The organism is Nitrospiraceae bacterium, assembly GCA_035623075.1.
In the GTDB taxonomy this organism is placed as follows: Bacteria; Nitrospirota; Nitrospiria; order Nitrospirales; family Nitrospiraceae; genus DASPUC01.
Window position 1 is genome coordinate 67,362 of record DASPUC010000015.1, and the last position, 23,014, is coordinate 90,375.

The following is a 23,014-nucleotide window of genomic DNA, read 5'->3' on the forward strand; positions in this document are numbered from 1 at the left end:
CCTGTGATACGATCCGAGCACGACATGTGGCGCTCGTCCGAGCCCAAACCCACCGGTCCTTTTCAACAATGGCTGGACCGTGTTTCACGTCCGATCGACTTTGCCAGCCGGGATGCGTTTGCCCATCTCCCCACCGTAAAAAATCTCAATCGGTTTGTCTCCTCGCAAGTGGTCCAGGCGCTCTCTGACCGTGTTTACCCACGGGCAATTGAAACGGCCTTACTCAGGTTGCGCGAATTATTCGCCGAGGACCGCCAACGGCTTTCTCCGATCGAGCAACAACGACGGCTGCGGGAAGCCGCGACGATTCTGAGTACGTTGCGGGCGGCTGCGCAGGACCCTGCTCACGCGTGGAATGAGCCACAGGATGTGGTTGCGTCTTCGCCGGCGGGACGCGGGTATGTCTCGAACGAATTGTGGAAGGTCCCGATTCGATTCGCGAAGGGGGTCGGTCCGCAACGAACAGCGCTCTTAAACCGCATGGGCATTGCGACCGTTGAGGATGCGCTATGGACGGTGCCCTGGCGATATGAAGATCGGTCGGTCATCACGCCGATCGGACGTCTCGCGGTCGGGGCGCAGGCGTCGATCTGTGGAACAATCGTTCACAGCAAGGCGAAACGCGCACGGCATCGGCGTCTTTCCATCCTTGAGGTGACGGTGGAGGATGAAACAGGGGCGATCCAGATCCTGTTCTTCAATCAACCGTACCTCGAGCAACTGCTTCCCGTGGGCACCCGTGTGATGATGACCGGTCGAGTGGTCGTCGGCGCGCGAGGATGGATCGACCGCCGCATGGAAGTCTCGCAGTACGAAGTGTTGGGCGAAGATACCGAATCGCCGTTACATGTGGGCTGCATCGTACCGATTTACCATGAGACAAAGGGTTGGACTTCGCGGCAGATGCGGGTGCTGATCCGAGGGTTGCTCGACCTGCATGCAGGAAGTCTTCAAGAAATCCTGCCGGTCCCGCTGCGGGCCCGGTATCGGCTTCCGCCTATCCAACATGCGATTGAAGACGTGCATTTCCCGAAAGCCGGGACGGATGGGGGTCAATTGGATCGAGGCCTGACGCTGGCGCACCGGAGACTCGCGGTTGAAGAATTGTTTCTGCTGCAGCTGGCCTTAGCCTCACGGCAACGGGTCGTGAAAGAAGAAGTGAAAACAGTTCGATTCGGCGCTCACACGTCGCTCTTGGCGAGGCTGGTTCGATTACTGCCATTCCGTCTCACCCCGCCACAGGAACGGGTGATCGATGAGATTCGACAGGATATGGTGTCCACCCGCCCGATGAACCGGTTGATTCAGGGCGATGTCGGATCAGGAAAAACCGTCGTGGCTCTGCATGCGATGGTGGTCGCGTGCGGGTCCGGTTATCAAGCGGCGTTGATGGCGCCCACGGAAATTTTGGCCGAGCAGCATTATCGAAACATGAAAGGCCTTCTGGAGTCGCTCGGCCTGACCACGGTGCTGGTGACAGGCGGAGGACGAGCGGCGACCCGGAAAGTCGTGCGCGAACAAGTGGCCTCCGGAAAAGCCCATGTGATTATCGGGACTCATGCGCTCATTCAGGAGGGGATCGCATTTGCAAAGCTCGGGCTCGCGGTTATTGATGAGCAACATCGGTTCGGGGTGTTGCAACGGAAGACCCTGATTGACAAGGGATATCGGCCGGACGTGCTCGTGCTGACGGCTACGCCGATTCCACGAACGTTGGCCATGACGGTCTACGGGGATCTCGATGTGTCGGTGATCGACGCGATGCCGCCTGGTCGAAAACCGGTTCGCACTTGGCTGTTCGGCGAGGCGCAGCGTCGACGGGCGTATCAGATCGCACGCGACGAGTTGCGAAACGGCCGGCAGGTCTATGTGGTCTATCCCCTCGTTGAGGAATCGGAAAAAACAGACCTCCAAGCAGCAATCCAAGGTGCTGGGCGGCTCCAGGAGGAAGAGTTTGCCGACTTCCACGTCGGTTTGTTGCATGGGCGGCTCAAGTCCGACGAGAAGGAACGGGTGATGCTGTCGTACAAGCGAGGTGACATTCAGGTTTTAGTCGCGACAACGGTGGTGGAAGTCGGAGTCGACGTGCCCAATGCCTCCGTCATGATGATCGAACACGCCGAACGGTTCGGTTTGGCTCAGTTGCATCAATTGCGCGGACGAGTGGGACGGAGCGGACATCAATCCTATTGTTTTCTCATGGCATCAACAGGGGCTGTATCGAGGTCGTTCAAGGCCAAATCGGCTGGTGACTCCGCCACAGCCTCCCGAGAGCGACTCGAGGCGCTTGTCCGGTCGAACGATGGGTTTGTGATCGCGGAAGAGGACTTACGGATTCGCGGGCCCGGCGAATTCTTCGGGTTTCGCCAATGGGGTATGCCAGAGTTTCGTGTCGCCAACTTGATCCGCGACGCCGACCTGCTCCAACAGGTTCGCCAGGAAGCGTTTGCGCTCTTGCGACAGGATCCGCACTTGAAGGCGCCCATGCATCAAGGATTGCGCGAGGCCATGGTGCGGAAGTGGGAAAAGAAGTTGGATTTGGGATCGGTGAGTTAATTAATCGGGCGAGGGGGACTGTATAATCCTATCTCTAGCCCCTCGCCTCTCGCCCTCAGCCAGATGGTGACATGGGATTACTGCAACGGTTAAAGCACGATTTCAAAGCGGGACTGGCGACGCTCCGTCTCGGGACGGCCCAAGCGGCCAATCGGGCCTTAGAGGAAACGGAATTACTGCGACTCCGTCTCGAGGTCCGCAAGCTTGATCAGCAGCTTGGAGACCTCTATCGAGACGTCGGAGAGCGAGCGGTAAACTTGCGAGAACGAGGGGAGCCGGCCGAGCGACTTTTGCAAGATACGGAGCTGGCACGGTTGGTCAGAGAGGTGCAGGAGTTGAAAGAAACTAGAAAGAAGCTAGAGGCCGACATGGACGACATCCGGGCCGGATTGTAATGCCACAGTGAGAGAGGCGAAACCGATAAGGCTTGCCGGGGTCGACATAGGAACACTCACCTGCCGGTTGCTCATCGCCGATCTTCCCGTTGGCGGACGACTGGTGGAACTGCACTCAGATCGCCGCATTCTTCGCCTCGGCGAAGGGGTTGATCAAGCCAAGACACTCAGTGAAACCGCCATGGGTCGGGTTATCGCTTGTTTACGCGAGTGGCGGGAGGTGATCGAGACCTACCAGGTTAACCGCTGCATCGCGGTGGCGACGAGCGCAGTGCGGGATGCGGGCAATCGAGCCGAGTTTCTCGATCGCATCAAACGCGAGGCCGGTTTCGAGGTTGAGATCATTACTGGTGCAGAAGAAGCCAGACGAACATTGCTGGGGATTCGCTCCGGATTGCCCGATGGCGTCACCGAAGTGTTGGCGCTGGATATCGGCGGCGGCAGCACAGAGTTCATCCTGGATCGTCCAGGGCATAAACCGATCGTGCGGTCGATCAATATCGGAGTCGTCCGCCTATGCGATCGAATTATTCGTCATGACCCGCCGACTGACGAGGAAGTGCGACAGGCGCGCGAGTGGGTCGCGCGGGAAACCAGAGCCGCAATTGTCGATATGGGCAATTGTCATGGTGCGACGTTCGTTGGGACGGCCGGCACGATCACCAGCCTCGCGGCCATGGCACAGAAACTTCCTGCCTACGAACCGGCCAGGATTCACAACTACACACTCGACTTAGATACCATTCGAGAATTAGAACAGGCGCTGCTCAGTAGGAAAAAAGCTGACCGTGTCGGCTTACCCGGTCTCGAAAGAGGCCGCGAAGAGGTTATCGTTGCCGGTGCGATCATTATCCAAACAGTGATGGAGACGCTTGGACTGTGCGAATGCCTGGTCAGCGACCTGGGGTTGCGTGAAGGGGTCTTGATAGAACTGGCGGCAAGGATCTCAGAATCATGAACAGACTGATTGCTGAACGTTGACGTCTGGCAACTTCCTCGCTCACCGCTGTGAATACCACCGAAACCCTTTGCTCTCGGTATAAGTAGGCTTCGGGGGGCCGCCCGGCTTTTCCAGTAACAACACTTTGAAGTCAATCAGTCCGAACCAGGCTGGGTCTGCGACGTCGTGGTAGTGCGTGCCTTGCAGCTTGGGCAGCATGTCACCGAGTGCTTGTTTCAGTTCGTTTTCGGTGTACGCACGGACGGTGAAGGGCTTGTTCATGGCTTGGCAAAATCGTTGAATGGTATAGGCCGCACCGGTGCAGAGCACTTTCGTGTCGGGCTTCATGCCTAAGAACTGGGGCAGTGAGAGATAGCGCTCTTGAAAGCCGAGCCAGCGGACAGCCTGGCGCAGATGGCTGTACTGCACCTCGTATTCGGTATGGCCCGGGAGCTTCACCGGCGCCGGCCAGCCTTCTTCAATGCCAAACTCCGTCAGGAAAGCCCGTCCACCCGGTTTGAGGACGCGCCAGAGTTCTGCAACGAAACGAATCGGTCCCAAGTTGAAGATGACGTCGTCTGGAAGATCGGCTTCGAGCGGCAACCGCAGCCGTCTGATCCAGTCCAACGCTTCTTGATGCTGTGCGGTCGCACCGGTTCCCGAGAGGAGTTCACTTTTGCTGAGTTTCACCGGCGTCATATCGGCCATGTTTTCGTTGTCGATCACGAGATCGACCGAATTGTCGCCGAACGGCAGCTGCTCTCCATTGGCCCTGGTGCCGATCCCGCTCCACCCGCCTTCTTTTGCCCGCTGGGTCTGGAGCTTCAAGAACGGGTGTGTGATATCGAGCGACACATATTTCATGGCCTGTCGTTCAAACGGCAATAGTTCCTTTGCCATCTCTCGCGCTATATAGCCGAGTCCCCCGCCCACTTCGAGTATGATTTTCGGTTTGGGGTTGAACCAACCGAGCTTGCGGAGTTGCTGCATGAGAAGCCGACCATAGGTGAGTCCGTTGAGAGCGTCGTTTGGTTCCCGGAAAAGGTGTGAGACGGTGGTTTCAATCAAATCGAAGTGTCCGTCGTCCTGTGCACTGTCGCTCAGTTCATGGCGGTGAAACTCTTCGAGGTGCTCCTCGCCTTCGAATCCTTCCTGGCCGGACCAGCCTTCCCGGATTTGTTGCAGCAGCACGTCCCACTTGGCCTTGTGCCGATGGCCGCCAGGCGGCTCCGCGCCGAAGTAGCAGAGAGAATAGGTGGGGAGGGCCCAGCGTTCCAAGTACCACTTGCCGGTCTGCCCGTCCGGTCCGCAAATGCGGGCGCCATATTTCTCGAGCAATGCACCAACGGAGATGTGGCCGTTCATCGATTTCAGCATATCTAGGCCGGTTCGATTGAGTCGGACCACTGGCAAGTTATCGTCGAGAGGCGCAAACCACCATTCGTCGTCGCTGTGCTGAAAGGCGACGAGGTCGGGAATGTGCCAGGCCAGGAGTGCGCGGGTCTCTCTGGTCAGTTCGAGCGGTTCATGGACAGCAACGGCTGGTTTCATGGCGGACCAACATGATCGAGCGCCGAAGCCTACACGAGTGATCCATTTCCCCGCAAGGAGGTGTGTGTTGGTATATTTTGGCTGGTGTCGTTTGTTTGGTCTATTTGGTTCGTGTCGTGCTTTTGGTCCGATGAACGAAATGAACCAGGCAAACGAAATAAACGAGACAAACCGAGAAACGAGAGCTAGAGCTGAGAGGGGTTGGCGGAGTCCGTCACAGTGATCACGCCGTGCATGATGGGATGGATACGGCAAATGTAGGGATACCGCCCAGGTGTGAGACTGGGAATGGTAAAGGTGCCGTTCGGGAGAACCACTCCGGAGTCGAATGCGCAAGCCTCTCCGTCTTCCAGGCAGCCTTGATGGGTAATGGTGTGTTCAGTCGGGGTGGGATTGTCCCACCGAATCGCCATGTGGCTGGAGACCGTCACGGCCTTCGGCACGAAGTAGGGCGATCCGTTCTCAATGGTAATGAGAGTATACGGCGCTGTGGCCTCCGTCGGCCATGCTCCCATTAAAATTGCGCTGATTGTCGCTACCACGAAGAAGGTCTGTCTCATGGATTAGTCAATACTCCCTTAGTTATTTGAGCCACAACCCCGACCAAGAATTCTGAGAATCGTTGCATTATTGGTAATCATTCTACCATGCGAGTCAACCGTAAAAATTGGCCAGCTTGTGAGAGGTTTTGAGGGAGATATCCCCTTGACCTCATGAGAGGATTATACGATCCTCGCCCCCTATGGCCTGGCTCACAAAAATCTTTGGTTTCATCATGCGCGTGTCGTGGTGGAAGGGGCCTTTTGGTCTCGTCTGCGTCTTCCTGCTCGTTAGCGCGCTTCCAGCCAACGCCTTTACCCTCTCGAGTCCCAAGCCAGGAGCAGTCGTGTCTTCTGGTCAGGCTCTTTCCGTATCGATCGAGGCGAGGAATGATGTCAATCTTCTGGGGGTCAAATTCTATTGGTACCGCTCTGATCAAGAACCAATTGCTTCTCATCAGGCCGTTCCAGTTGCATTTACTCAGACCGTGGGCGCCGCACCGTATACAGGAGTGATTCCGGTTCCGGCTGACGGAATAGGGGTTATGCGCCTGCTCGCTATCGGGGAAGTAACGAGGGGGCGGTTCGGGGGGCACGAGGATTTTGATGAGGTACTCGTGACCGTTCGACCCAAAGCTGCCTTGACTGTGATCGAATTCGCCGTGGAAAAACCCTGGCGGTTGAATACCATCGGCAAACGAGTTCCGATACCGGCCGTGGGACAGTTCGCGGACGACGGAGTCAGGCCGCTGAGCGGGCCCGGTACAGAGAGTGAGTTTTGGTCCTCTGATGAACAGGTGGTCTCGGTTGATCCGGAAGGGATGGTCCAGGTGAAGGGGAACGGCAGGGCCGTTGTGACGGTGAAGAATCGTGGGAAGGAAGGCAAGCTTACGGTGCTCGTCGAAGCGGAAACGAGCCCGAACCACGAACCGGTGGCGCGTGTGCCGGCAGAACTGACCGTCAAGTCGGGCCACCTTGTGGTTCTTGACGGGATTCAAAGTCGGGATCCCGACGGCGATCCGCTCCATTATGAATGGAAACAACTCCGCGGGAATAAGGTCGCGCTGTTAAACAGCAACGAAGCCAAGGCGACTTTCATGGCGCCGCCCGTGATGCAACGGCGGCAATTTCAATTCTCACTCCAAGTGACCGATATGGCAGGCCCGGACACCGTAAAGGGAGCCGACAGCCGACCGGCGATGATTTCGGTATGGGTCGAACCCTAGTACACGAAACGCAGTAATAACGCAGGGGTTCTGCCCTGGTTGCATGAACCTAGAATTTCATGCTAGATGGTGCCCCGGATAGTCCTCTTGTATGCGAGGACGACAGGAGGGGAGACAATCGATGGCCAAAAAGAAAAAGAAGGCAGCGAAGTCGCGCTCGGCACGAGCGGGCAAGAAGGCGGCTGTAAAGAAAAAGAGGACAAAGAAAGCCGCCGCCAAAGCGAAGCGGAAACCTGTTTCGAAAAAGAAAGTTGCGGCAAAGAAGCCGTCTCTTCAAGCCAAAGCCGCAGGAGCACCGGTTAAAAAGTTCGTGCCGTCTTCCGAGGAGGAAACTCCCAGGCAGAAAGTCATTGCGAAACCGGCACTCCCGCTGGAACCCAAAGACGAGGAGCTCGACGAAGAAATGGGCGAGGAAGAATTGGAGATGTCGGGTGAGGGTGAGATGGACGACGAGATGGAAGAAGATCTCTCACTGGACGACGAAGACGAGGATGTGGATTACCTTGAAAAGTCCGAAGATCTGCTCGACGATTCCGACGACTACCGCACGCATTAAGTCCGTCTGTCCCACCGGTTGCTTCTTTCCTTCACGAGTACCATGAGTCATTTCCTGTTCATCGCCGGAGCCTTGCGGGAGCGGAGTTCGCAGGAAAGCGCAGAGGTACAACTTGCTCACGGTCTCTGGGGTCTTTGCACGTCACTAATCAAGGAGAATCTTGAGACCTTTCTTCAGCCCCATTCCTTCGGACTCGTCTATGTGCTCAAGGTCGGTCTCTGCGCCGAGTTTCAGATTCGTTCTCCCGTCCTGCCCTTCCGTGATCTTGACGAGCTTCTCAAAGACGACCTGAAAACCGAGGCTCGATTCGGTTTTGTACGCGTGAACGTGACGCGTCGGTGGATGTCGTCACCGCAGGAGAGCCAGACGATTCTGCAATCAGTGCTGAAGATTCCCGATCAGGCGGAACTGACCCGTCGTCTTGCGTTAGGCATGCATCGGCTGACTGAGGAGGAGTATGCCGCGATCGTCCGAGGGATCGGGGAACCGGCGAGCACAGGCTAAATGCGTTGGCCCGTCATGAGTTGATAGGCTTCGTCGATCGTCTCGACTTCTTTCACGGTCACGTTCAACTGAAGAGCCAACTCGTTCAGGTTCCACCGTTCATTATAGATTTGTCCGCGTGGAACCAGAATGGTGCGATATCCTTCGCGTGCGGCGGCACGCATTTTATCCGGAATGCTTCCAACGAACCCAATCTTTCCCCCAGGCTCGAACGTGCCAGTGAGAGCAATGCCGCGCTGAACTTTGTCTCCCTTGAACACAGCGATGAAGCCGACGGCCATGGCAGCACCGGCGCTCGGGCCGTCGGTGCCGGTGGGGGCATAGGCGACTCCGGCCACGGTGATGGTTCCGCTGTGTTGTATGGACGGGGTCCTTTCAATGGCATAGGAGAAAGCCTGGGACATTGAACCCAAGTGAGTACTGCCGAGTCGGATCCGACCCGCTATCCACTGCAACTGGGCCGGGTCAGGTTCCGGCTTTTTGTCCCACCACATCAAGAGCACTTCAAAAGCGCCGAGATTGTTGACTCCGACCGCGGCCAAGACCGGCAACTCGACGACATTGTCTGCGAAGAGTGATGCCGGAGTACTGCACGCGAGAGTTAAGAGCATGGCGAGGATGATCGAAACCTTGGTTCGCATAGCGACCGTTCGCATGAGATGAAGGAAAGTCAGAAGAAGATTCTGATCTCAGGTACGTAGTCTACCAAAGCTTATCGTGACGTCCAGCCTGACCACGGTTTCTGCCGCGCCTTCAACAGCCCGCATGACTCACGAGGGTTCGTGACGGGCCCCTCCCATCCCTCCCCCCCATGGCATGGGGAAGGGATGGGGTGCGAGACGGGTGCGCAGAGCCACGAGGGAGGAAGGCATCCTTGAAACAGTATGTCGACTGACCGAGTGGCGAGCCCACCAACATGCCTCAGAGTCGCATGCTGGCTTGTCGCAGTGGTGTATCGGCGGTTAGAGTAGAAGCCCTCGTGAAAAATGCGGGCTAGGGCATCCCGTGTGAAGGAGGGGTATGTTCATCCATCGACGAATTGGTCTTGTTATGGTGATTGCGGCCGTTTGGGGAGGGGTATTTGCAGAACGCGCGGGGTCCTGCGAAATCAAGGGCAGATCAACTCAAAACGATGCAGCGGTAATGCTTTCATTGAGCGCGGATTGCACGGATGCCGAGCGAGAAAAGCACGCCGTGGAGGCAGTCCAGATGATTGACGCGCTCAAGCGCGGTAAAGATGTCGATCTCTCCGGTGCAGTCATTCACGGGGACCTGTTACTTGATGCTCTTGTAGCCGGTCCTGTGCCTCAGGATCTCAAGGCAGTTGCGGCGATTGAGGGCAAAGAGATACGCGTGATTCAGGGCGTCGTGTCCATCGTCAATTCGATCGTGCACGGAGCGGTTCGACATCAATCCACTCAAGACCAGCTTGTTTTTCGATCTCCGGTGACCTTCTCGGGAACGCGTTTTGAGCAGACGGTGGACCTTTCGCGGTCGGTCTTTATGCATCCGGTCGTTCTGTCCGGCGCAATTTTTTTACGAGAAAGCTATTTTGTGCAGGCGCGCTTTCTCAGCGAGGTGGTCGCAGAGAAGACGGCCTTCGGTCCGCATACCCGCTTTCATCGGGCGCGGTTCCATGAACCTGTCACGTTTCAGCAGTCGGGCTTCAGCGGACTCGCCGAATTCCTTGAGGTCGAGTTTGAACGAGACACAAATTTTTCACGGACGTACTTCAAGCTCGGTACCGGCTTTTCCGGCAGCCGGTTCCGTGGGATGGCCAATTTTTCGGAGTCGCTCTTCGATCGCGAGGCCTTTTTCCCATTTGCGGTTTTTGAGGGCGATGCGTTTTTTCGGCGGGCGACCTTTCGATCGACGGCCGATTTCTCCAACGCGGAATTTCGCGGACAAGACGATTTCGCCAAAGTGCTCTTCGAGGGAGGTCCGGAATTTTCCGGTGCGAAGCGTACCGGCAGGGGGAAAGACCTGCTGGGGCTGGAGAGTCCGAAGATTCAATATTTGATCACGCTGTCCCTCCTGATCTTCAGTGCTCTGCTGATCGCATATTTGATCAAGTCGAAATAGCGCCGCCGTCGGTAGCTTCCACAAGTAATAGGTTCAGGCTTGCTCTGATCCCACCAAAGCTGGTATAAAGCGGCTTGTGGATAACGAGTTCGACGGAATGGAACAGGCAGAGCTGCCCTATCAGGTTCGGATCGACAATTTCGAGGGTCCGCTCGATCTGTTGCTCCATCTCATCAAGAAAAGCGAAATCAATATCTACGATATCCCGATCGCTCTCATCGCCAAACAGTACCTGGAATATCTTGAAGCAATGAAGGATCTGAACTTGACCGTGGCGGGAGAGTTTCTGGTGATGGCGGCGACGTTGCTGCAGATCAAATCCAAAATGCTGCTGCCGGTCGATGAAACGACCGAAGATGAAGAGGATGGTCCAGACCCGCGGGAAGAGTTGGTCCGCCGGTTGCTGGAATACAAGCAATTCAAGGATGCAGCGCGTCAGCTGGATGACCAAGGGCGGTTGTGGCGAGAGCTCTACAGCCGCGAACAGAGTCCGCCTGTCGAAACGGAATCGGATGAGCTCCCTCTCGAAGACGTCAGCCTGTTCGATCTGATGGATGCGCTCAAGGGAGTCTTCGAGCGCAATTCGGGAGCGCAATTGCTGGAGATCATCCCGGATAACCTGACCGTGCGGGATCGAATGAACGTCATCCTTGAGGCATTGGAGGGGCGGGACTCTGTGACGTTCAGCTCGCTGTTTGAATCATCGAGTCATCGGATGGTCATCATCGTGACGTTCCTTGCGCTGCTCGAACTGATCCGACTGCGAACAGCCCGGGTATTCCAAGCGGAAAACTTTGGTCCAATTTTGGTGTCGCGCACGTTTTCGCTCGTGCCCGATCCGGCCGAACTCGATGATGCGGAATGGAGGGGAGCATGAGCCTGACAGTAACCCAGGCGATGGATGAAATTTCGTACGTCGGTAAGGCGGTTGCGGCCGAGGATGTCCCCCACGGTAATGGACATGGCGAGGAGGTCGACCGGCGAGAACTCAGGGCTATTCTCGAAGCGGTGTTGTTCGTGTCATCGGAGCCGGTGCCGGTGGCTCGTTTGGTCTCGGTCTTGGGAGCGGTCAAAAAGGCAGACGTGGAGCAGGCGCTCGCGCAGTTGAAGCAGGAGCTTGAACAGGACGGCCGCGGGGTGCAGTTGGTGCAAGTGGCGGGCGGCTACCGCTTGATGACCAAACCCGACTATGCGCCGTGGATCAAGAAGCTCGAGAAGGCCAAGACGGTGCAGAAGTTGTCTCGGTCTGCTCTCGAATCCCTGGCGATCATTGCCTACAAGCAGCCCCTCGTCCGTTCGGAGATCGAGCAGATTCGCGGCGTGGAGACGTCCGGTGTTCTCCGGACACTCCTTGAGCGAAAATTGGTCCGCATCGTCGGCCGCAAGGAAATTCCTGGTCGACCGATCATGTATGGCACCACGAAGTTTTTCCTTGAGCATTTCGGTTTGCAGGATCTCTCCCAATTGCCGCCCCTACGTGAACTCAAGGAGCTCGGCGACGCCGAGCAGGCATTCTTACCGATGGAGGACGAGACGGGACACATGGGCGGTTCCATGTTGAGCGGGGCATCCGAATCCCCGGATCTGACTCTTGCCTTGGCCAGCCCGTTGCTGACAGAGCCGGTCGAACAGGCTTGACCCAACAAAATCTAGCGGTGGGGGCGGTCTTCACAGGCACCCTGTTCTAAGATTCAGTCTCTCCGGCACCTTCATTCCGATCATCATACGTCTGAGGGGGTGAGGCCCCGTTGACTCTCTTTCCAGTGCTTTGTTAGACTCCTCAATCCGATTCTAAGTCGTTGAAACTCGCTCAGTTCTTGGCACTGGGCGGTCTTAGCAACACGAGGCACCACCAATGGTCAAAGCATGGCTATATTATGATGAAATGTTTCGGTTCGGACGGTCCATCTTGCGGGCTGACGCGGTACAGGATGAATGGGGAGGCGGCGATTCAATTGCCGAGGCAGAAGAACTCCCACCGGCGCCGCAGAACCTGAAGGCAAAACCCGGTAACAGTCGAATCACACTCACCTGGGACGATGTCCCGGACGCGATGTACTACAACGTCTATTTCCAAACGACCAAAGGAGTCCAGATTAAGTTTTCCGAGCTCACACGCCCGATTGCCGGAGAAGAGGATTTCAAAGCCACCATCGGCGTGAAGAAAGACAAAGCGACCTGCATCGAAGGACCCCGTTCACCCTTCATCCATGACGATCTGGCCAACGGGACCTGCTACCACTATGTCGTGACGGTTGTGACGGCGAAGGGCGAAAGTCCGGAATCGCAGGAAGCAATGGCGATTCCTTCACCGTATCTCCTCGCGATGTGCATCGGTCAGGAAGGAGTCGACGACGGAGAATTCAGCTCGCCCACGGGCATCACCCTGGACAAAGACGGCAACATTTACGTTGCCGACACGGACAACCATTCCATCCAGAAATTCGATAAGACCGGGAAGTTTCTCGCTCGCTGGGGTGCGGAGCCGTCGTCTCAGGAAGGATCGTTTTATTACCCGCGGGGTCTCGCGATCGGGTCAGAAGACGTACTGTATGTGGCCGACAGCGGCAACAATCGGGTGCAGCGGTTTGATCTCGATGGCAACGTCTTGCAGGCCTGGGGAAAATTCGGCATGGCCTGGCGCGGGGCCGATATGGGCCGATTCGACGTGCCCTGGGGGCTAACGACCGACCAAGAAGGCAACCTCTATGTGTCGGATACGAGCAATGCCCGTATCCAAAAGTTCAAGGCAGACGGGACGCCGTTATTGAAGTGGGGACGGGACGGAAGCTTCGATGGCGCGTTCTTTTTCCCCCGCGGTATCGCCGTCGATTTTGTCGGCAATATCTATGTGGCGGATGAAGGGAACAACCGCATTCAGAAATTCGACACCCGAGGCAGCTTCTTGACGAAATGGGGACGGGAAGGGAGCGGTCCGGGACAATTCAAGTCGCCGTGGGGAGTGACCTGCGATGCATTGGGGAATGTGTATGTGGTCGATACCGGAAACCACCGCATTCAAAAATTCGACGGCAATGGAACATTTCTCTGTTCATGGGGAAATCGCGGCAGAACCGAAGGCCAATTGAACTTCCCCTACGGCGTGGCCGTGGACAAAGAAGGCTGTGTCTACGTGGTCGACAGTGGCAATAACCGCGTCCTGAAGTATGTGCCGACGGAAGAAGAGTTGAATCGCGGGAAAGACGAGGCGCCGAAGGGACAGGCGTTGAGTACAACTCCTCCGCCGCACAGCGTGGCAGGGAAAGCCGGGGATACGGAAACGTTCCTGAGCTGGATGGAGGTGCCCGGGGCTGTTTCATACAATCTGTACTTCGGCACATCGCAGGGCATCACGAAACAGACGGCAACCAAGATCGAGGGAGTGACCAATCCCTATACGCATACGGGACTTACGAACGATACCGCCTACTTCTACGCGGTGTCGGCGGTGTTCCAGAATGAGACCGAGAGCGCGTTGTCGAGGGAAGTCACGGCAACACCGGTTCTGATCGACATCACCGCTCCTCAGAATCCCTATGCGGTCATCAATCACGGCGCCTTTATGACGAATTCGCCCGAAGTCGTCGTCACGATTTCCGCCCACGACATCGATACCGGGGTTGGGGCCTATTTCATCTCCGAATCGCCGATGACGCCCATGGCAGGGACGCCGGGGTGGGTCGACGTGACGCCGGCGCTCAAGTTCGGAGCAACCATCCCCTTCATTCTGTCGCCGGGAGACGGGCAGAAAGTCATTTATGTCTGGTTCAAAGACGTTGGTGGGAACGTTTCCACGCCTGCCAGCGCGACCATTTTGGTCAATACCTCGGGTTATGTCTGCGTGGCCAAGTGGGGGCGTCCGGGCCGTGGGGCTTCGTTGCTGCACGGGGGGGAGTTCATGGCTCCCATCTACGGCCTCTCCGTGGACCAGCAGGGTTCTCTCTTCGTCGTGGACAACGGAAACAATCGTGTGCAGAAGTTCGACAATGCCGGAAACTTCATCATTCTCTGGGGCAACTTCGGTTCGGCGAATTCGAACTTCCACAATCCGAGCGGCGTAGCCTGCGACGGCAAGGGCGACGTGTGGGTCGTGGACACGAACAATCACCGCGTGCAGAAGTTCGACGGCAGACTGGGCGGCTACCTCATGAAATTCGGATCGCGAGGAAACGGCGAAGGACAGTTCAATTCACCCTGGGGCATCGCAATCGATCGGGTGCGCGGCTACGTCTACGTCGTCGATAGCGCCAACTTCCGTGTCCAGAAGTTCGATATGACCGGCGAGTTCATTATGTCGTGGGGGAGCTTCGGGAACGGTGACGGCCAGTTTTACTTCCCACGCGGGATCGCGGTGGATCAATCGGATGGGTCCGTCTACGTGGTGGATATGGGGAATCATCGCATCCAGAAGTTTGACACCAGCACGAACGTCTTGCCGCAGCTATTGACAAAGTGGGGCGGCAGCTCGGAGCCGGGCCATGCGAGCAGCGTTCTGGCGCAGGAAGCGGGACAACTCCGGTCTCCCTGGGGTATCGCGGTCGATGGAGCCGGGGACGTGTACGTGACCGATACCGGGAACCACCGGATTGAAAAGTTCGATAAGGAAGGAAACTTCATCACCCAGTGGGGTGGGTTCGGGAACGGCGACGGGCAGTTCAATTTCCCCTACGGGATTGCCGTCGATGCCAAGGGAAATGTGTTTGTCATCGACAGCGGCAACACCCGCGTGCAGCAGTTTATGCCGGCTGAAGAGGGCGGCGAACGACTCCAGGAAGAAGCAGAGGCGGCGGCGGAAATCGAAAAGGCGCAAGGAGCGTCAAAGATCTAAGTCACTCATCCGGAGGCGATGAAGGGACGCTATGTTGGAGCAAGAACCGCGGACTGGATTAACGTACGATGACGTCGTTCTGGTCCCTGCGAAGTCGCAGGTGCTTCCGAGCGAAGTCAATACGCACACACGCCTCAGTCGTCATATCCAGATCAACATTCCGATCGTCAGTTCCGCCATGGATACCGTCACGGATTCGCGGCTGGCGATCGCGATGGCCCGCGAAGGCGGGATCGGGATCATCCATCGCGTCTTGTCACCGGCCGATCAAGCCGCGGAAGTGGACAAGGTGAAAAAGTCCGAGAGCGGGATGATTCTGGATCCCGTCACGATTTCCCCTGAGCAAACGATTCGGGACGCGCACCAGTTGATGGCCAAGTATCGCATCTCCGGCATTCCCGTGACGAAAAACAAGAAACTGGTCGGCATTCTGACCAACCGTGATCTGCGGTTCGAAAGTCGTATGGAATTGAAGGTGTCTCAGGTAATGAGGCGGGACAAGCTCGTGACTGCGCCGGAGGGGACCAGCTTGGAAAAGGCCCGTGAAATTTTGCATGAGCATCGCATCGAGAAACTGCCCGTCGTGAACAAGCACTTCGAGCTCAAAGGCTTGATCACGATCAAGGATATCGAAAAGCGCATCAAGTATCCCACGGCCTGTAAGGACGGCCACGGACGGCTTCGCATCGGCGCGGCGATCGGGGTCGGGCCAGAGACGGAAGATCGCGTGGCCCAACTCAAGAAAGCTGGTGTGGACGTGATCGTGGTCGATACGGCTCACGGCCATGCTCAAGCAGTGCTGGACACGGTGAAGATGATCAAGAAGCATTATTCCGAGCTGGAACTCGTTGCTGGAAATATTGCGACGGCCGAAGCGGCGAGAGACCTGCTCAAGGCAGGAGTCGATGCGGTGAAAGTCGGTGTCGGACCTGGCTCGATCTGCACAACCCGCATTGTGTCGGGAGCTGGTATGCCGCAGCTGACCGCTATTGCGGATTGCGCCAAAGCATTGGAAGGCAGCGGTGTGCCGATCATCGCCGATGGCGGCATCAAGTTTTCAGGGGACATTACGAAAGCTCTCGCGGCTGGTGCCTCATCGGTCATGCTCGGTGGTTTGTTGGCCGGGACGGAGGAGTCACCGGGCGAGACCGTGCTGTATCAAGCCCGAACCTATAAAGTCTATCGCGGTATGGGATCGATCGGTGCGATGGAGCGTGGGGGTGGAGATCGTTACGGACAGGCCGGGCGTCAAGCCCAGAAGCTGGTGCCGGAAGGGATCGAGGGGCGCGTACCATACAAGGGACCCGTGTCGGCCGTGATTTATCAACTTGTCGGCGGTGTGAAATCCGGAATGGGGTACTGCGGGTGCAAAACAATTCCGGAACTGCAGCAAAAGGCTACGTTTATCCGTCAGACGGTGGCCGGCCTCCGCGAAAGTCACGTCCACGACGTGATCATTACGAAAGAGGCCCCGAACTATCGGATGGATTGGGAGTGATCGAAAGCTATCAGCTCTCAGCCGTCAGCTTTCAGCAAGACACAAATCATTCCCTCCTCGATTCAGATCTTGTCACAGGCAAGTGTGCAATTACCCGATCTGGTGCTTCGCTGATGGCTGAATGCTGACAGCCGAGAGCTATTTTCATGGAACTCTGGCACGATCGTATCCTGGTCCTGGATTTCGGTTCGCAATACACCCAGCTCATCGCGCGTCGAATCCGCGAGGCGCACGTCTATTCCCAGATCATGCCGTGCACCGTCCCGCTTGCGACCGTGCTGGCCTACCGTCCAAAGGGCATCGTGCTGTCCGGCGGGCCGTCGAGTGTCTACGACAAAAAAGCCCCATCGGTCACCAAAGAGCTGTTTACGCAGGGTATCCCGATTCTGGGGATCTGCTACGGGATGCAATTGGTGACGCACCTCTCCGGCGGGGAAGTCGCCAAAGCGTCCCACCGCGAATACGGTCGCGCCGAACTCACGATCGATGATCGATCAGACCTCTTCAAAGGCATCGGCGAGGGCGGCTCGACCATTGTCTGGATGTCGCACGGCGACCGGATCGAACGCATGCCGCCAGGGTTTCGCTCGATCGCGCACACGGGAAATTCTCCGATCGCGGCTATGCGGCGGCACGATGGGAAAGGCCGAATCTATTGCCTGCAGTTTCATCCCGAAGTGGCGCATACGCCGGAAGGCGCCGCGATTCTGCGGAATTTCGTGTACGGCATCTGCGGGTGCCAGCCGTCGTGGACGATGCAGTCCTATGTCGAGACCGCCGTGGAGGAGATCCGCAAACAGGTCGGGAACGACCAGGTCATTTGCGCGTTGAGCGGCGGCGTGGACTCCTCGGTGGCGGCTGTGTTGACACACCGTGCGATCGGCAACCAGCTGACCTGTGTGTTCGTCGATAACGGGGTGCTGCGAGCAGGGGAGCGCGATCAAGTCCAGAAGACCTTCGCGACGCACTTCAAATTAAATCTTCGTATGCTCGACCGAACGGACGAGTTCCTGGCCGGTTTGAAGAATGTGATCGATCCGGAGCGAAAGCGGAAGATCATCGGGCGGCTCTTCATCAAGAACTTTGACGCAGAATCGAAGAAGTTGAAAGGGATCAAGTATCTGGTTCAAGGGACACTCTATCCGGATGTAATCGAGAGCGTAAGTTTTAAAGGCCCGTCCGCAACGATCAAGACGCATCACAACGTCGGCGGCCTGCCGGCACGGATGAAATTAAAGCTGATCGAGCCATTGCGGGAGCTGTTCAAGGACGAGGTGCGGGTCCTGGGAAAGGAACTGGGGATTCCCGACGACGTCATCTGGCGTCAGCCCTTCCCCGGTCCCGGCCTGGCCATTCGTATTCTTGGGTCCGTTACGAAGGAACGGCTCACGATTCTTCGCGAGGCGGAAACAATCGTGGACCAAGAAATTCGTTCGGCTGGCTTGTATCGCGACATCTGGCAGGCGTTTGCCGTGTTATTGCCGATTCGTACGGTCGGCGTGATGGGGGACCAGCGGACCTATGAAAACGTGGTTGCCATTCGCGCGGTGACCAGCCTCGACGGCATGACCGCAGACTGGGCCAAGATTCCGAACGAGGTCCTGGGCAAGATGTCGAACCGAATCATCAATGAAGTGAAGGGTGTGAACCGGGTCGTGTACGATATCAGTTCGAAGCCGCCTTCCACCATTGAATGGGAATAAGGACGTGAGTCGTCATGCGTAATGTGTGAGGCGGAGAGTTGATTCCGCTTTTGCGCATCACGCGTCACGTGTCACGCATCACGCGATGTTCGTCAGACTGCAAAAATTGATCGCTGGGACCGGGATCGCGTCGCGACGAAAAGCAGAGACGTTGATTGCGGCCGGTCGAGTGACGGTCAATGGCAAGGTCGTGACCGAACTCGGGACGAAGGTCGATCCGGCTCGCGACCACGTGAAAGTGGACGGCAAACACCTGAGCTCGGCGCAGCCCTACGTCTACCTGATGCTGAACAAGCCGAAGCACGTCATGTCGACATTGGATGATCCCGGCGGTCGACCGACGGTGAAAGATTACCTCCGGGGCGTGAGTGTTCGGGTATTTCCCGTCGGTCGGTTGGACTTTGACAGTGAAGGGCTCATGCTGCTGACCAACCACGGTGATTTGGCGCAGGCACTCCTGCATCCCCGGTATCACGTGCCGAAGACCTATCTCATCAAGGTCAGGGGCGTGCTTACTGATGATGAGATTCGATCGTTGGAGCGAGGAGTGCAACTGGATGATGGCATGACCAGCCCGGCTCACGTGAAAAAAGTAAAGAAGGTCGAGCAAAACTCCTGGCTGGAATTGACGATCCGTGAAGGACGCAAACATCAAGTCAAACGCATGTTGGATACGGTGGGTCATCCGGTCTTACGGCTCATACGGGTGAAGATGGGGCCGCTGGTGTTGGGCAATTTGGAACCGGGAGAATTCCGGTTCTTAGAGGATCGTGAAGCGAATGCGTTGCGCGAATTGGTCGAGCGGCGGCAACAGTCAGTGCAAGAGGGAAGAGTCCCGACAGAGACCACGAAGCCTGCGCGGCGAAGAGGATGGACACGTCCCAAGAAGGTGACAGCGGCATGAAGATCCGAACACATCGGTGCGGAGAGTTGAATAAAACGCATGTCGGCCAAACCGTGGTTCTCAACGGATGGGTCCAGCGCCGCCGCGACCATGGCATGGTGATGTTCATCGACCTCCGCGATCGCACGGGCATCACGCAAATTGTGTTCAACGCGGAACGGAATGCCTCTGTCCATCACGCCGCCCATGCGCTGAGAAGCGAATGTGTCGTGGCGATCACCGGGCAAGTTATGGCGCGGCCGGCAGAGTCGAGGAATCCAAACCTGCCGACCGGTGACATCGAAGTCTTTGTGGACGCGGTTGAGATCTTGAACGAAGCCAAGACGCCTCCGTTCGTCATCGAGGATGATGCCGACGTCACGGAAGCCGTTCGTCTCAAGTATCGCTACCTCGATTTGCGCCGTCCCAAGATGCAGCGGCTGCTCGCGATGCGGCATGAAGTCACGCAGGCGGTCCGGAGTTTCTTGAATCATGAGGGGTTTCTCGAAATCGAGACGCCGATCCTGACGAAAAGCACACCGGAGGGTGCGCGGGACTATCTGGTGCCCAGCCGAGTCTATCCCGGCATGTTCTTCGCGCTCCCGCAGTCGCCGCAGCTCTTCAAGCAAGTTCTGATGGTGAGCGGGGTTGATCGGTACTACCAGATCGCCCGTTGTTTCAGGGACGAGGATCTACGGAATGATCGCCAGCCGGAGTTCACGCAAATTGATGTTGAGATGTCGTTTGTCGATCGTGACCAGGTCATGAGTGTCATGGAACGGATGATTGTCACGGTCTTCCGCGAGGCTGGCGGCATCCAGCTGCCGACGCCGTTTCCACGCATGACCTATGCCGAGGCGATGGGACGATATGGCTCGGACAAACCGGATCTGCGGTTTGAGATGCCGCTTTACGACGTGACGGCCTTTGGCGCCACGAGTGAGTTCAAGGTGTTTCGGGAAGCCGCCACGAAGGGCAACATCGTCAAGGCCATGATCGTGAAAGGCGGCGGGACTATCGCGAGGAGTCGAATCGATGCACTGGGGGAGACTGCGAGGAGCTTCGGAGCCAAGGGGCTGGCGTGGCTCAAAATCACGTCAGACGGCCAGCTCGACTCGGTTATCGCCAAGTTCCTCGATGCAAAGGCCTTTGCGGCTGCTCTGCCTGAGGCCAAGCCAGGAGATCTCGTCCTGTTCGGTGCGGACAAGCCGTCGATCGTGCACGATGTCATGGGACGGGTCAGATTGTTGCTCGGTGAGGAACTGAACCTGATCGACAAGACGGCCTGGAAGCCGGTCTGGGTGACAGAATTTCCCCTGCTGGACTATTCAGAGGAAGAGAAGCGTTACGTGTTCATGCACAATCCCTTCGCCGCGCCGATGGATGAGGACCTCTCGTTGCTCGATGCGGAACCCTTGAAGGCTCGTGCCAAGGCCTACGACATGGTTCTCAACGGTAACGAAGTTGGCGGAGGGAGCATCCGGAATCACCGAAGCGAGATCCAGCTCAAGATTCTCGACTTGCTGGGGATGAGGAAAGATCAGGCCCAGGCGAAATTCGGTTTTCTACTCGAAGCTCTGGATTACGGCGCGCCGCCGCATGGGGGCATTGCCTTTGGCCTCGACCGGCTCATCATGCTGCTCGGCGGGGCGGATTCCATCCGGGACGTGATCGCGTTTCCAAAGACTCAGAAAGCGCAATGTCCGCTCACCGACGCGCCGTCCTCAGTGGGCCCGGATCAGCTCAAGGAACTTCGCATCAAACTCGACTTGGTGGAGTAAACGGACGGAACTGACACATCATGGCCGGCAATACCTTCGGGCGACTCTTCACGGTGACTTCCTTCGGTGAAAGCCACGGGCCTGCGATCGGTTGCGTGGTCGATGGGTGCCCGCCCGGCATGGCTCTGTCGGCGGAGGACGTTCAAAAGGATCTCGATCGACGAAAGCCCGGGACGTCGCGACACGTAACGCAACGGCAGGAATCCGACATCGTCGAGATTCTCTCGGGTGTGTTCGAAGGGAAAACGACCGGGACCCCCATTGCTCTGCTCATTCGAAACGAGGACGCGCGAGGTCGCGACTACGGTAATCTCGTCGACACGTTTCGTCCGGGGCATGCGGACTATACCTATTGGCAGAAATACGGCATCCGTGACCATCGAGGTGGGGGACGGGCCTCCGCCCGTGAAACGGCGGTGCGTGTCGCGGCTGCGGCCATTGCGAGAAAGTGGCTCACGGAAAAGCACGGCGTCATCATACACGGCTACCTGAGCCGGCTTGGGCCGATCGAGATTCCGTTCAAGACCTGGAGTGCCGTGAGTACAAATCCCTTTTTTGCGGCCGATCCCGATATCGTTCCCAAGCTTGAAGCCTTCATGGATGATTTGCGCAAATCCGGTGATTCTGTCGGTGCGGCGATCACGACTGTCGCGGAACATGTGCCGGTCGGCCTCGGTGGTCCGGTCTATGCGAAATTGGATGCAGACCTCGCGGCGGCGATGATGAGCATCAACGCCGTGAAAGGTGTGGAAATCGGGTCAGGCTTTGCTTCGGTGACTCAACGCGGCTCGGAACATGGCGACGAATTGACACCGGAGGGATTTCTCACCAACCATGCGGGCGGCATTCTCGGTGGCATTTCGACCGGCCAGAACGTCGTCGTCACAATCGGCATCAAGCCGACCTCGAGTGTCCGTCTCCCACGCCGATCGATCGATAAACAAGGTAATCCGGTCACCGTCGAGACGAACGGCCGCCACGATCCCTGTGTCGGTATTCGAGCCACTCCCATCGCCGAAGCGATGATGGCGTTGGTCCTCATGGACCATGCCTTACTGCATCGTGCCCAAAATGCCGACGTAAAGACGCCCACCCCGAAGATTGCGGGCTGTCCCCAGAACAGCTCGCACGCCAAGAGCGTCGCCGGACCGGCCAAGATTAACCCCATGCCGGATGAAGCCTAGCCCTTTTATTGAGATTGAACACGCCACGGTGTTTCGAGGCGATGTCTGCGCGCTTCAGGATTTCTCTCTCACCGTCAAGTCGGGCGAACACCTGGCCATTCTTGGCCCCAACGGCTCCGGCAAATCGACTTTTTTAAAATTGCTCGCCGGGGAAATCCATCCGGTTCCGAACGACAACACCCGTATCCGGCTGTTCGGGAACGAGCGGTGGAATGTGTGGGACGTGCGAAAACAGCTGGGATTCGTCTCCCACGATTTGCAGCATCACTATATGGACTATGTGCTGGGGCTCAAGGTGGTCCTCTCCGGTTACTATGCCAGCATCGGGATCTACGGCTATCAGGAATTCGGTTACGCGCAGCTGGCGCGTGCCAGTGAAATCATGGACGAACTCGGCGTGGGTCACCTCAAAGAGCGGCGATTCGCCGACATGTCGACCGGCGAACAGCGCCGATGTTTGCTCGCTCGGGCGTTGGTGCATGATCCGGCCGTGTTGGTCCTCGACGAGCCGACGAGCGGGCTTGATCTCAGCGCCTGCTTTCAGTACCTCGATCTAGTCAGAAAGTCGATGGGGCAAGACAAAACCGTCCTGCTGGTGACACACCACATCCACGAGATTCCGCCGGAGGTCGAGCGGGTGATGATGCTCCAAGCGGGGATCGTTCTGCGCGATGGGAAGAAGCAGGATATCTTGACGGACGCCAACCTATCTCACCTGTTTGGTCATCCGATGATGCTCGTCAAGGCGCACGGTTGGTATCAAGCACTACCTGGCGCACCGGCGTAGA

At 57.2% G+C, this 23,014-nt stretch carries 19 protein-coding genes; 16 read left to right on the forward strand and 3 right to left on the reverse strand.

Annotated elements, in window-relative coordinates; translation table 11 throughout:
• The first annotated feature begins 3 nt into the window (after nt 1–3).
• The 3 genes from recG to VEI50_03070 all read left to right on the forward strand — a co-directional run bounded on the left by recG (nt 4) and on the right by VEI50_03070 (nt 3,909).
• Nucleotides 4–2,556: an ATP-dependent DNA helicase RecG gene (gene recG / locus VEI50_03060; protein ID HXX74088.1), complete on the forward strand. Its 2,553-nt coding sequence runs from the start codon at nt 4–6 to the stop codon at nt 2,554–2,556.
• A gap of 71 nt (nt 2,557–2,627) precedes the next feature.
• The gene (locus VEI50_03065) at nt 2,628–2,951 is read left to right on the forward strand and encodes a hypothetical protein (protein HXX74089.1); all 324 of its coding nucleotides are present in this window, start codon (nt 2,628–2,630) and stop codon (nt 2,949–2,951) included.
• A gap of 7 nt (nt 2,952–2,958) precedes the next feature.
• Entirely contained in the window at nt 2,959–3,909 is a 951-nt protein-coding gene (locus VEI50_03070) for a Ppx/GppA phosphatase family protein (GenBank protein ID HXX74090.1), read from the forward strand.
• Nucleotides 3,910–3,951: 42 nt separating this feature from the next.
• Here VEI50_03070 and VEI50_03075 read toward each other — a convergent pair whose 3' ends face one another.
• Together VEI50_03075 and VEI50_03080 are read right to left on the reverse strand one after the other, a co-directional pair.
• Nucleotides 3,952–5,442 carry a class I SAM-dependent methyltransferase gene (locus VEI50_03075; protein ID HXX74091.1) on the reverse strand — a complete coding sequence of 497 codons (1,491 nt, stop codon included), beginning with the start codon at nt 5,440–5,442 and terminating at the stop codon, nt 3,952–3,954.
• A gap of 185 nt (nt 5,443–5,627) precedes the next feature.
• Nucleotides 5,628–6,002: a cupredoxin domain-containing protein gene (locus VEI50_03080; GenBank protein HXX74092.1), complete on the reverse strand. Its 375-nt coding sequence runs from the start codon at nt 6,000–6,002 to the stop codon at nt 5,628–5,630.
• Nucleotides 6,003–6,184: 182 nt separating this feature from the next.
• On the opposite strand from VEI50_03080, the gene VEI50_03085 reads away from it, so the two are divergent.
• From VEI50_03085 to VEI50_03095, 3 genes are all read left to right on the forward strand, one after another.
• Complete coding sequence (locus VEI50_03085) at nt 6,185–7,207, forward strand: hypothetical protein (protein HXX74093.1); 1,023 nt, start codon at nt 6,185–6,187, stop codon at nt 7,205–7,207.
• Between the two features lie 121 nt (nt 7,208–7,328).
• Nucleotides 7,329–7,763, forward strand: a complete 435-nt coding sequence (locus VEI50_03090) for a hypothetical protein (protein HXX74094.1) — start codon at nt 7,329–7,331, stop codon at nt 7,761–7,763.
• Nucleotides 7,764–7,805: 42 nt separating this feature from the next.
• On the forward strand, nt 7,806–8,267 hold the full coding sequence (locus tag VEI50_03095; protein HXX74095.1) for a hypothetical protein: 462 nt from the start codon (nt 7,806–7,808) through the stop codon (nt 8,265–8,267).
• On the opposite strand, the gene VEI50_03100 is transcribed toward VEI50_03095, so the two are convergent.
• On the reverse strand, nt 8,264–8,908 hold the full coding sequence (locus tag VEI50_03100; protein HXX74096.1) for a S16 family serine protease: 645 nt from the start codon (nt 8,906–8,908) through the stop codon (nt 8,264–8,266). The two genes, VEI50_03095 and VEI50_03100, sit on opposite strands and share 4 nt — an antisense overlap.
• A gap of 379 nt (nt 8,909–9,287) precedes the next feature.
• Here VEI50_03100 and VEI50_03105 point away from each other — a divergent pair, with 379 nt between their 5' ends.
• From VEI50_03105 to VEI50_03150, 10 genes are all read left to right on the forward strand, one after another.
• A complete protein-coding gene (locus tag VEI50_03105) occupies nt 9,288–10,349 on the forward strand; it encodes a pentapeptide repeat-containing protein (GenBank protein ID HXX74097.1) in 1,062 nt (353 codons plus the stop codon).
• Nucleotides 10,350–10,446: 97 nt separating this feature from the next.
• Nucleotides 10,447–11,226, forward strand: a complete 780-nt coding sequence (locus VEI50_03110; GenBank protein ID HXX74098.1) for a segregation/condensation protein A — start codon at nt 10,447–10,449, stop codon at nt 11,224–11,226.
• Nucleotides 11,223–11,987: an SMC-Scp complex subunit ScpB gene (scpB, locus tag VEI50_03115; GenBank protein ID HXX74099.1), complete on the forward strand. Its 765-nt coding sequence runs from the start codon at nt 11,223–11,225 to the stop codon at nt 11,985–11,987. The genes VEI50_03110 and scpB overlap by 4 nt, the downstream gene beginning before the upstream one ends.
• Before the next feature lie 217 nt (nt 11,988–12,204).
• Nucleotides 12,205–15,177, forward strand: coding sequence for a 6-bladed beta-propeller (locus VEI50_03120; protein HXX74100.1), 2,973 nt, complete (start codon nt 12,205–12,207; stop codon nt 15,175–15,177).
• 31 nt (nt 15,178–15,208) lie between these two features.
• Nucleotides 15,209–16,675 carry an IMP dehydrogenase gene (guaB, locus tag VEI50_03125; protein HXX74101.1) on the forward strand — a complete coding sequence of 489 codons (1,467 nt, stop codon included), beginning with the start codon at nt 15,209–15,211 and terminating at the stop codon, nt 16,673–16,675.
• A 146-nt stretch (nt 16,676–16,821) separates the two neighbouring features.
• Nucleotides 16,822–18,378 carry a glutamine-hydrolyzing GMP synthase gene (gene guaA, locus VEI50_03130; GenBank protein HXX74102.1) on the forward strand — a complete coding sequence of 519 codons (1,557 nt, stop codon included), beginning with the start codon at nt 16,822–16,824 and terminating at the stop codon, nt 18,376–18,378.
• Between the two features lie 85 nt (nt 18,379–18,463).
• Nucleotides 18,464–19,282, forward strand: coding sequence for a pseudouridine synthase (locus tag VEI50_03135; protein HXX74103.1), 819 nt, complete (start codon nt 18,464–18,466; stop codon nt 19,280–19,282).
• Complete coding sequence (gene aspS / locus VEI50_03140; protein ID HXX74104.1) at nt 19,279–21,042, forward strand: aspartate--tRNA ligase; 1,764 nt, start codon at nt 19,279–19,281, stop codon at nt 21,040–21,042. The genes VEI50_03135 and aspS overlap by 4 nt, the downstream gene beginning before the upstream one ends.
• 20 nt (nt 21,043–21,062) lie before the next feature.
• Nucleotides 21,063–22,226, forward strand: a complete 1,164-nt coding sequence (gene aroC, locus VEI50_03145; protein HXX74105.1) for a chorismate synthase — start codon at nt 21,063–21,065, stop codon at nt 22,224–22,226.
• Complete coding sequence (locus VEI50_03150) at nt 22,216–23,013, forward strand: ATP-binding cassette domain-containing protein (protein HXX74106.1); 798 nt, start codon at nt 22,216–22,218, stop codon at nt 23,011–23,013. Before aroC ends, VEI50_03150 begins: the two co-directional genes overlap by 11 nt.
• The last annotated feature ends 1 nt before the right edge of the window (nt 23,014 follow it).

What these genes read in the sequence shown, in the direction of transcription:
- VEI50_03075 (HXX74091.1), bottom strand. Translation starts at nt 5,442, where the DNA reads ATGAAACCAGCCGTTGCTGTCCATGAACCGCTCGAACTGACCAGAGAG.
- VEI50_03120 (HXX74100.1), top strand. Translation starts at nt 12,205, where the DNA reads ATGGTCAAAGCATGGCTATATTATGATGAAATGTTTCGGTTCGGACGG.
- VEI50_03150 (HXX74106.1), top strand. Translation starts at nt 22,216, where the DNA reads ATGAAGCCTAGCCCTTTTATTGAGATTGAACACGCCACGGTGTTTCGA.
- VEI50_03105 (HXX74097.1), top strand. Translation starts at nt 9,288, where the DNA reads ATGTTCATCCATCGACGAATTGGTCTTGTTATGGTGATTGCGGCCGTT.
- VEI50_03090 (HXX74094.1), top strand. Translation starts at nt 7,329, where the DNA reads ATGGCCAAAAAGAAAAAGAAGGCAGCGAAGTCGCGCTCGGCACGAGCG.
- VEI50_03065 (HXX74089.1), top strand. Translation starts at nt 2,628, where the DNA reads ATGGGATTACTGCAACGGTTAAAGCACGATTTCAAAGCGGGACTGGCG.
- aroC (HXX74105.1), top strand. Translation starts at nt 21,063, where the DNA reads ATGGCCGGCAATACCTTCGGGCGACTCTTCACGGTGACTTCCTTCGGT.
- scpB (HXX74099.1), top strand. Translation starts at nt 11,223, where the DNA reads ATGAGCCTGACAGTAACCCAGGCGATGGATGAAATTTCGTACGTCGGT.
- aspS (HXX74104.1), top strand. Translation starts at nt 19,279, where the DNA reads ATGAAGATCCGAACACATCGGTGCGGAGAGTTGAATAAAACGCATGTC.
- guaA (HXX74102.1), top strand. Translation starts at nt 16,822, where the DNA reads ATGGAACTCTGGCACGATCGTATCCTGGTCCTGGATTTCGGTTCGCAA.
- VEI50_03135 (HXX74103.1), top strand. Translation starts at nt 18,464, where the DNA reads ATGTTCGTCAGACTGCAAAAATTGATCGCTGGGACCGGGATCGCGTCG.
- VEI50_03085 (HXX74093.1), top strand. Translation starts at nt 6,185, where the DNA reads ATGGCCTGGCTCACAAAAATCTTTGGTTTCATCATGCGCGTGTCGTGG.
- VEI50_03095 (HXX74095.1), top strand. Translation starts at nt 7,806, where the DNA reads ATGAGTCATTTCCTGTTCATCGCCGGAGCCTTGCGGGAGCGGAGTTCG.
- VEI50_03080 (HXX74092.1), bottom strand. Translation starts at nt 6,002, where the DNA reads ATGAGACAGACCTTCTTCGTGGTAGCGACAATCAGCGCAATTTTAATG.
- VEI50_03100 (HXX74096.1), bottom strand. Translation starts at nt 8,908, where the DNA reads ATGCGAACCAAGGTTTCGATCATCCTCGCCATGCTCTTAACTCTCGCG.
- guaB (HXX74101.1), top strand. Translation starts at nt 15,209, where the DNA reads ATGTTGGAGCAAGAACCGCGGACTGGATTAACGTACGATGACGTCGTT.
- VEI50_03110 (HXX74098.1), top strand. Translation starts at nt 10,447, where the DNA reads ATGGAACAGGCAGAGCTGCCCTATCAGGTTCGGATCGACAATTTCGAG.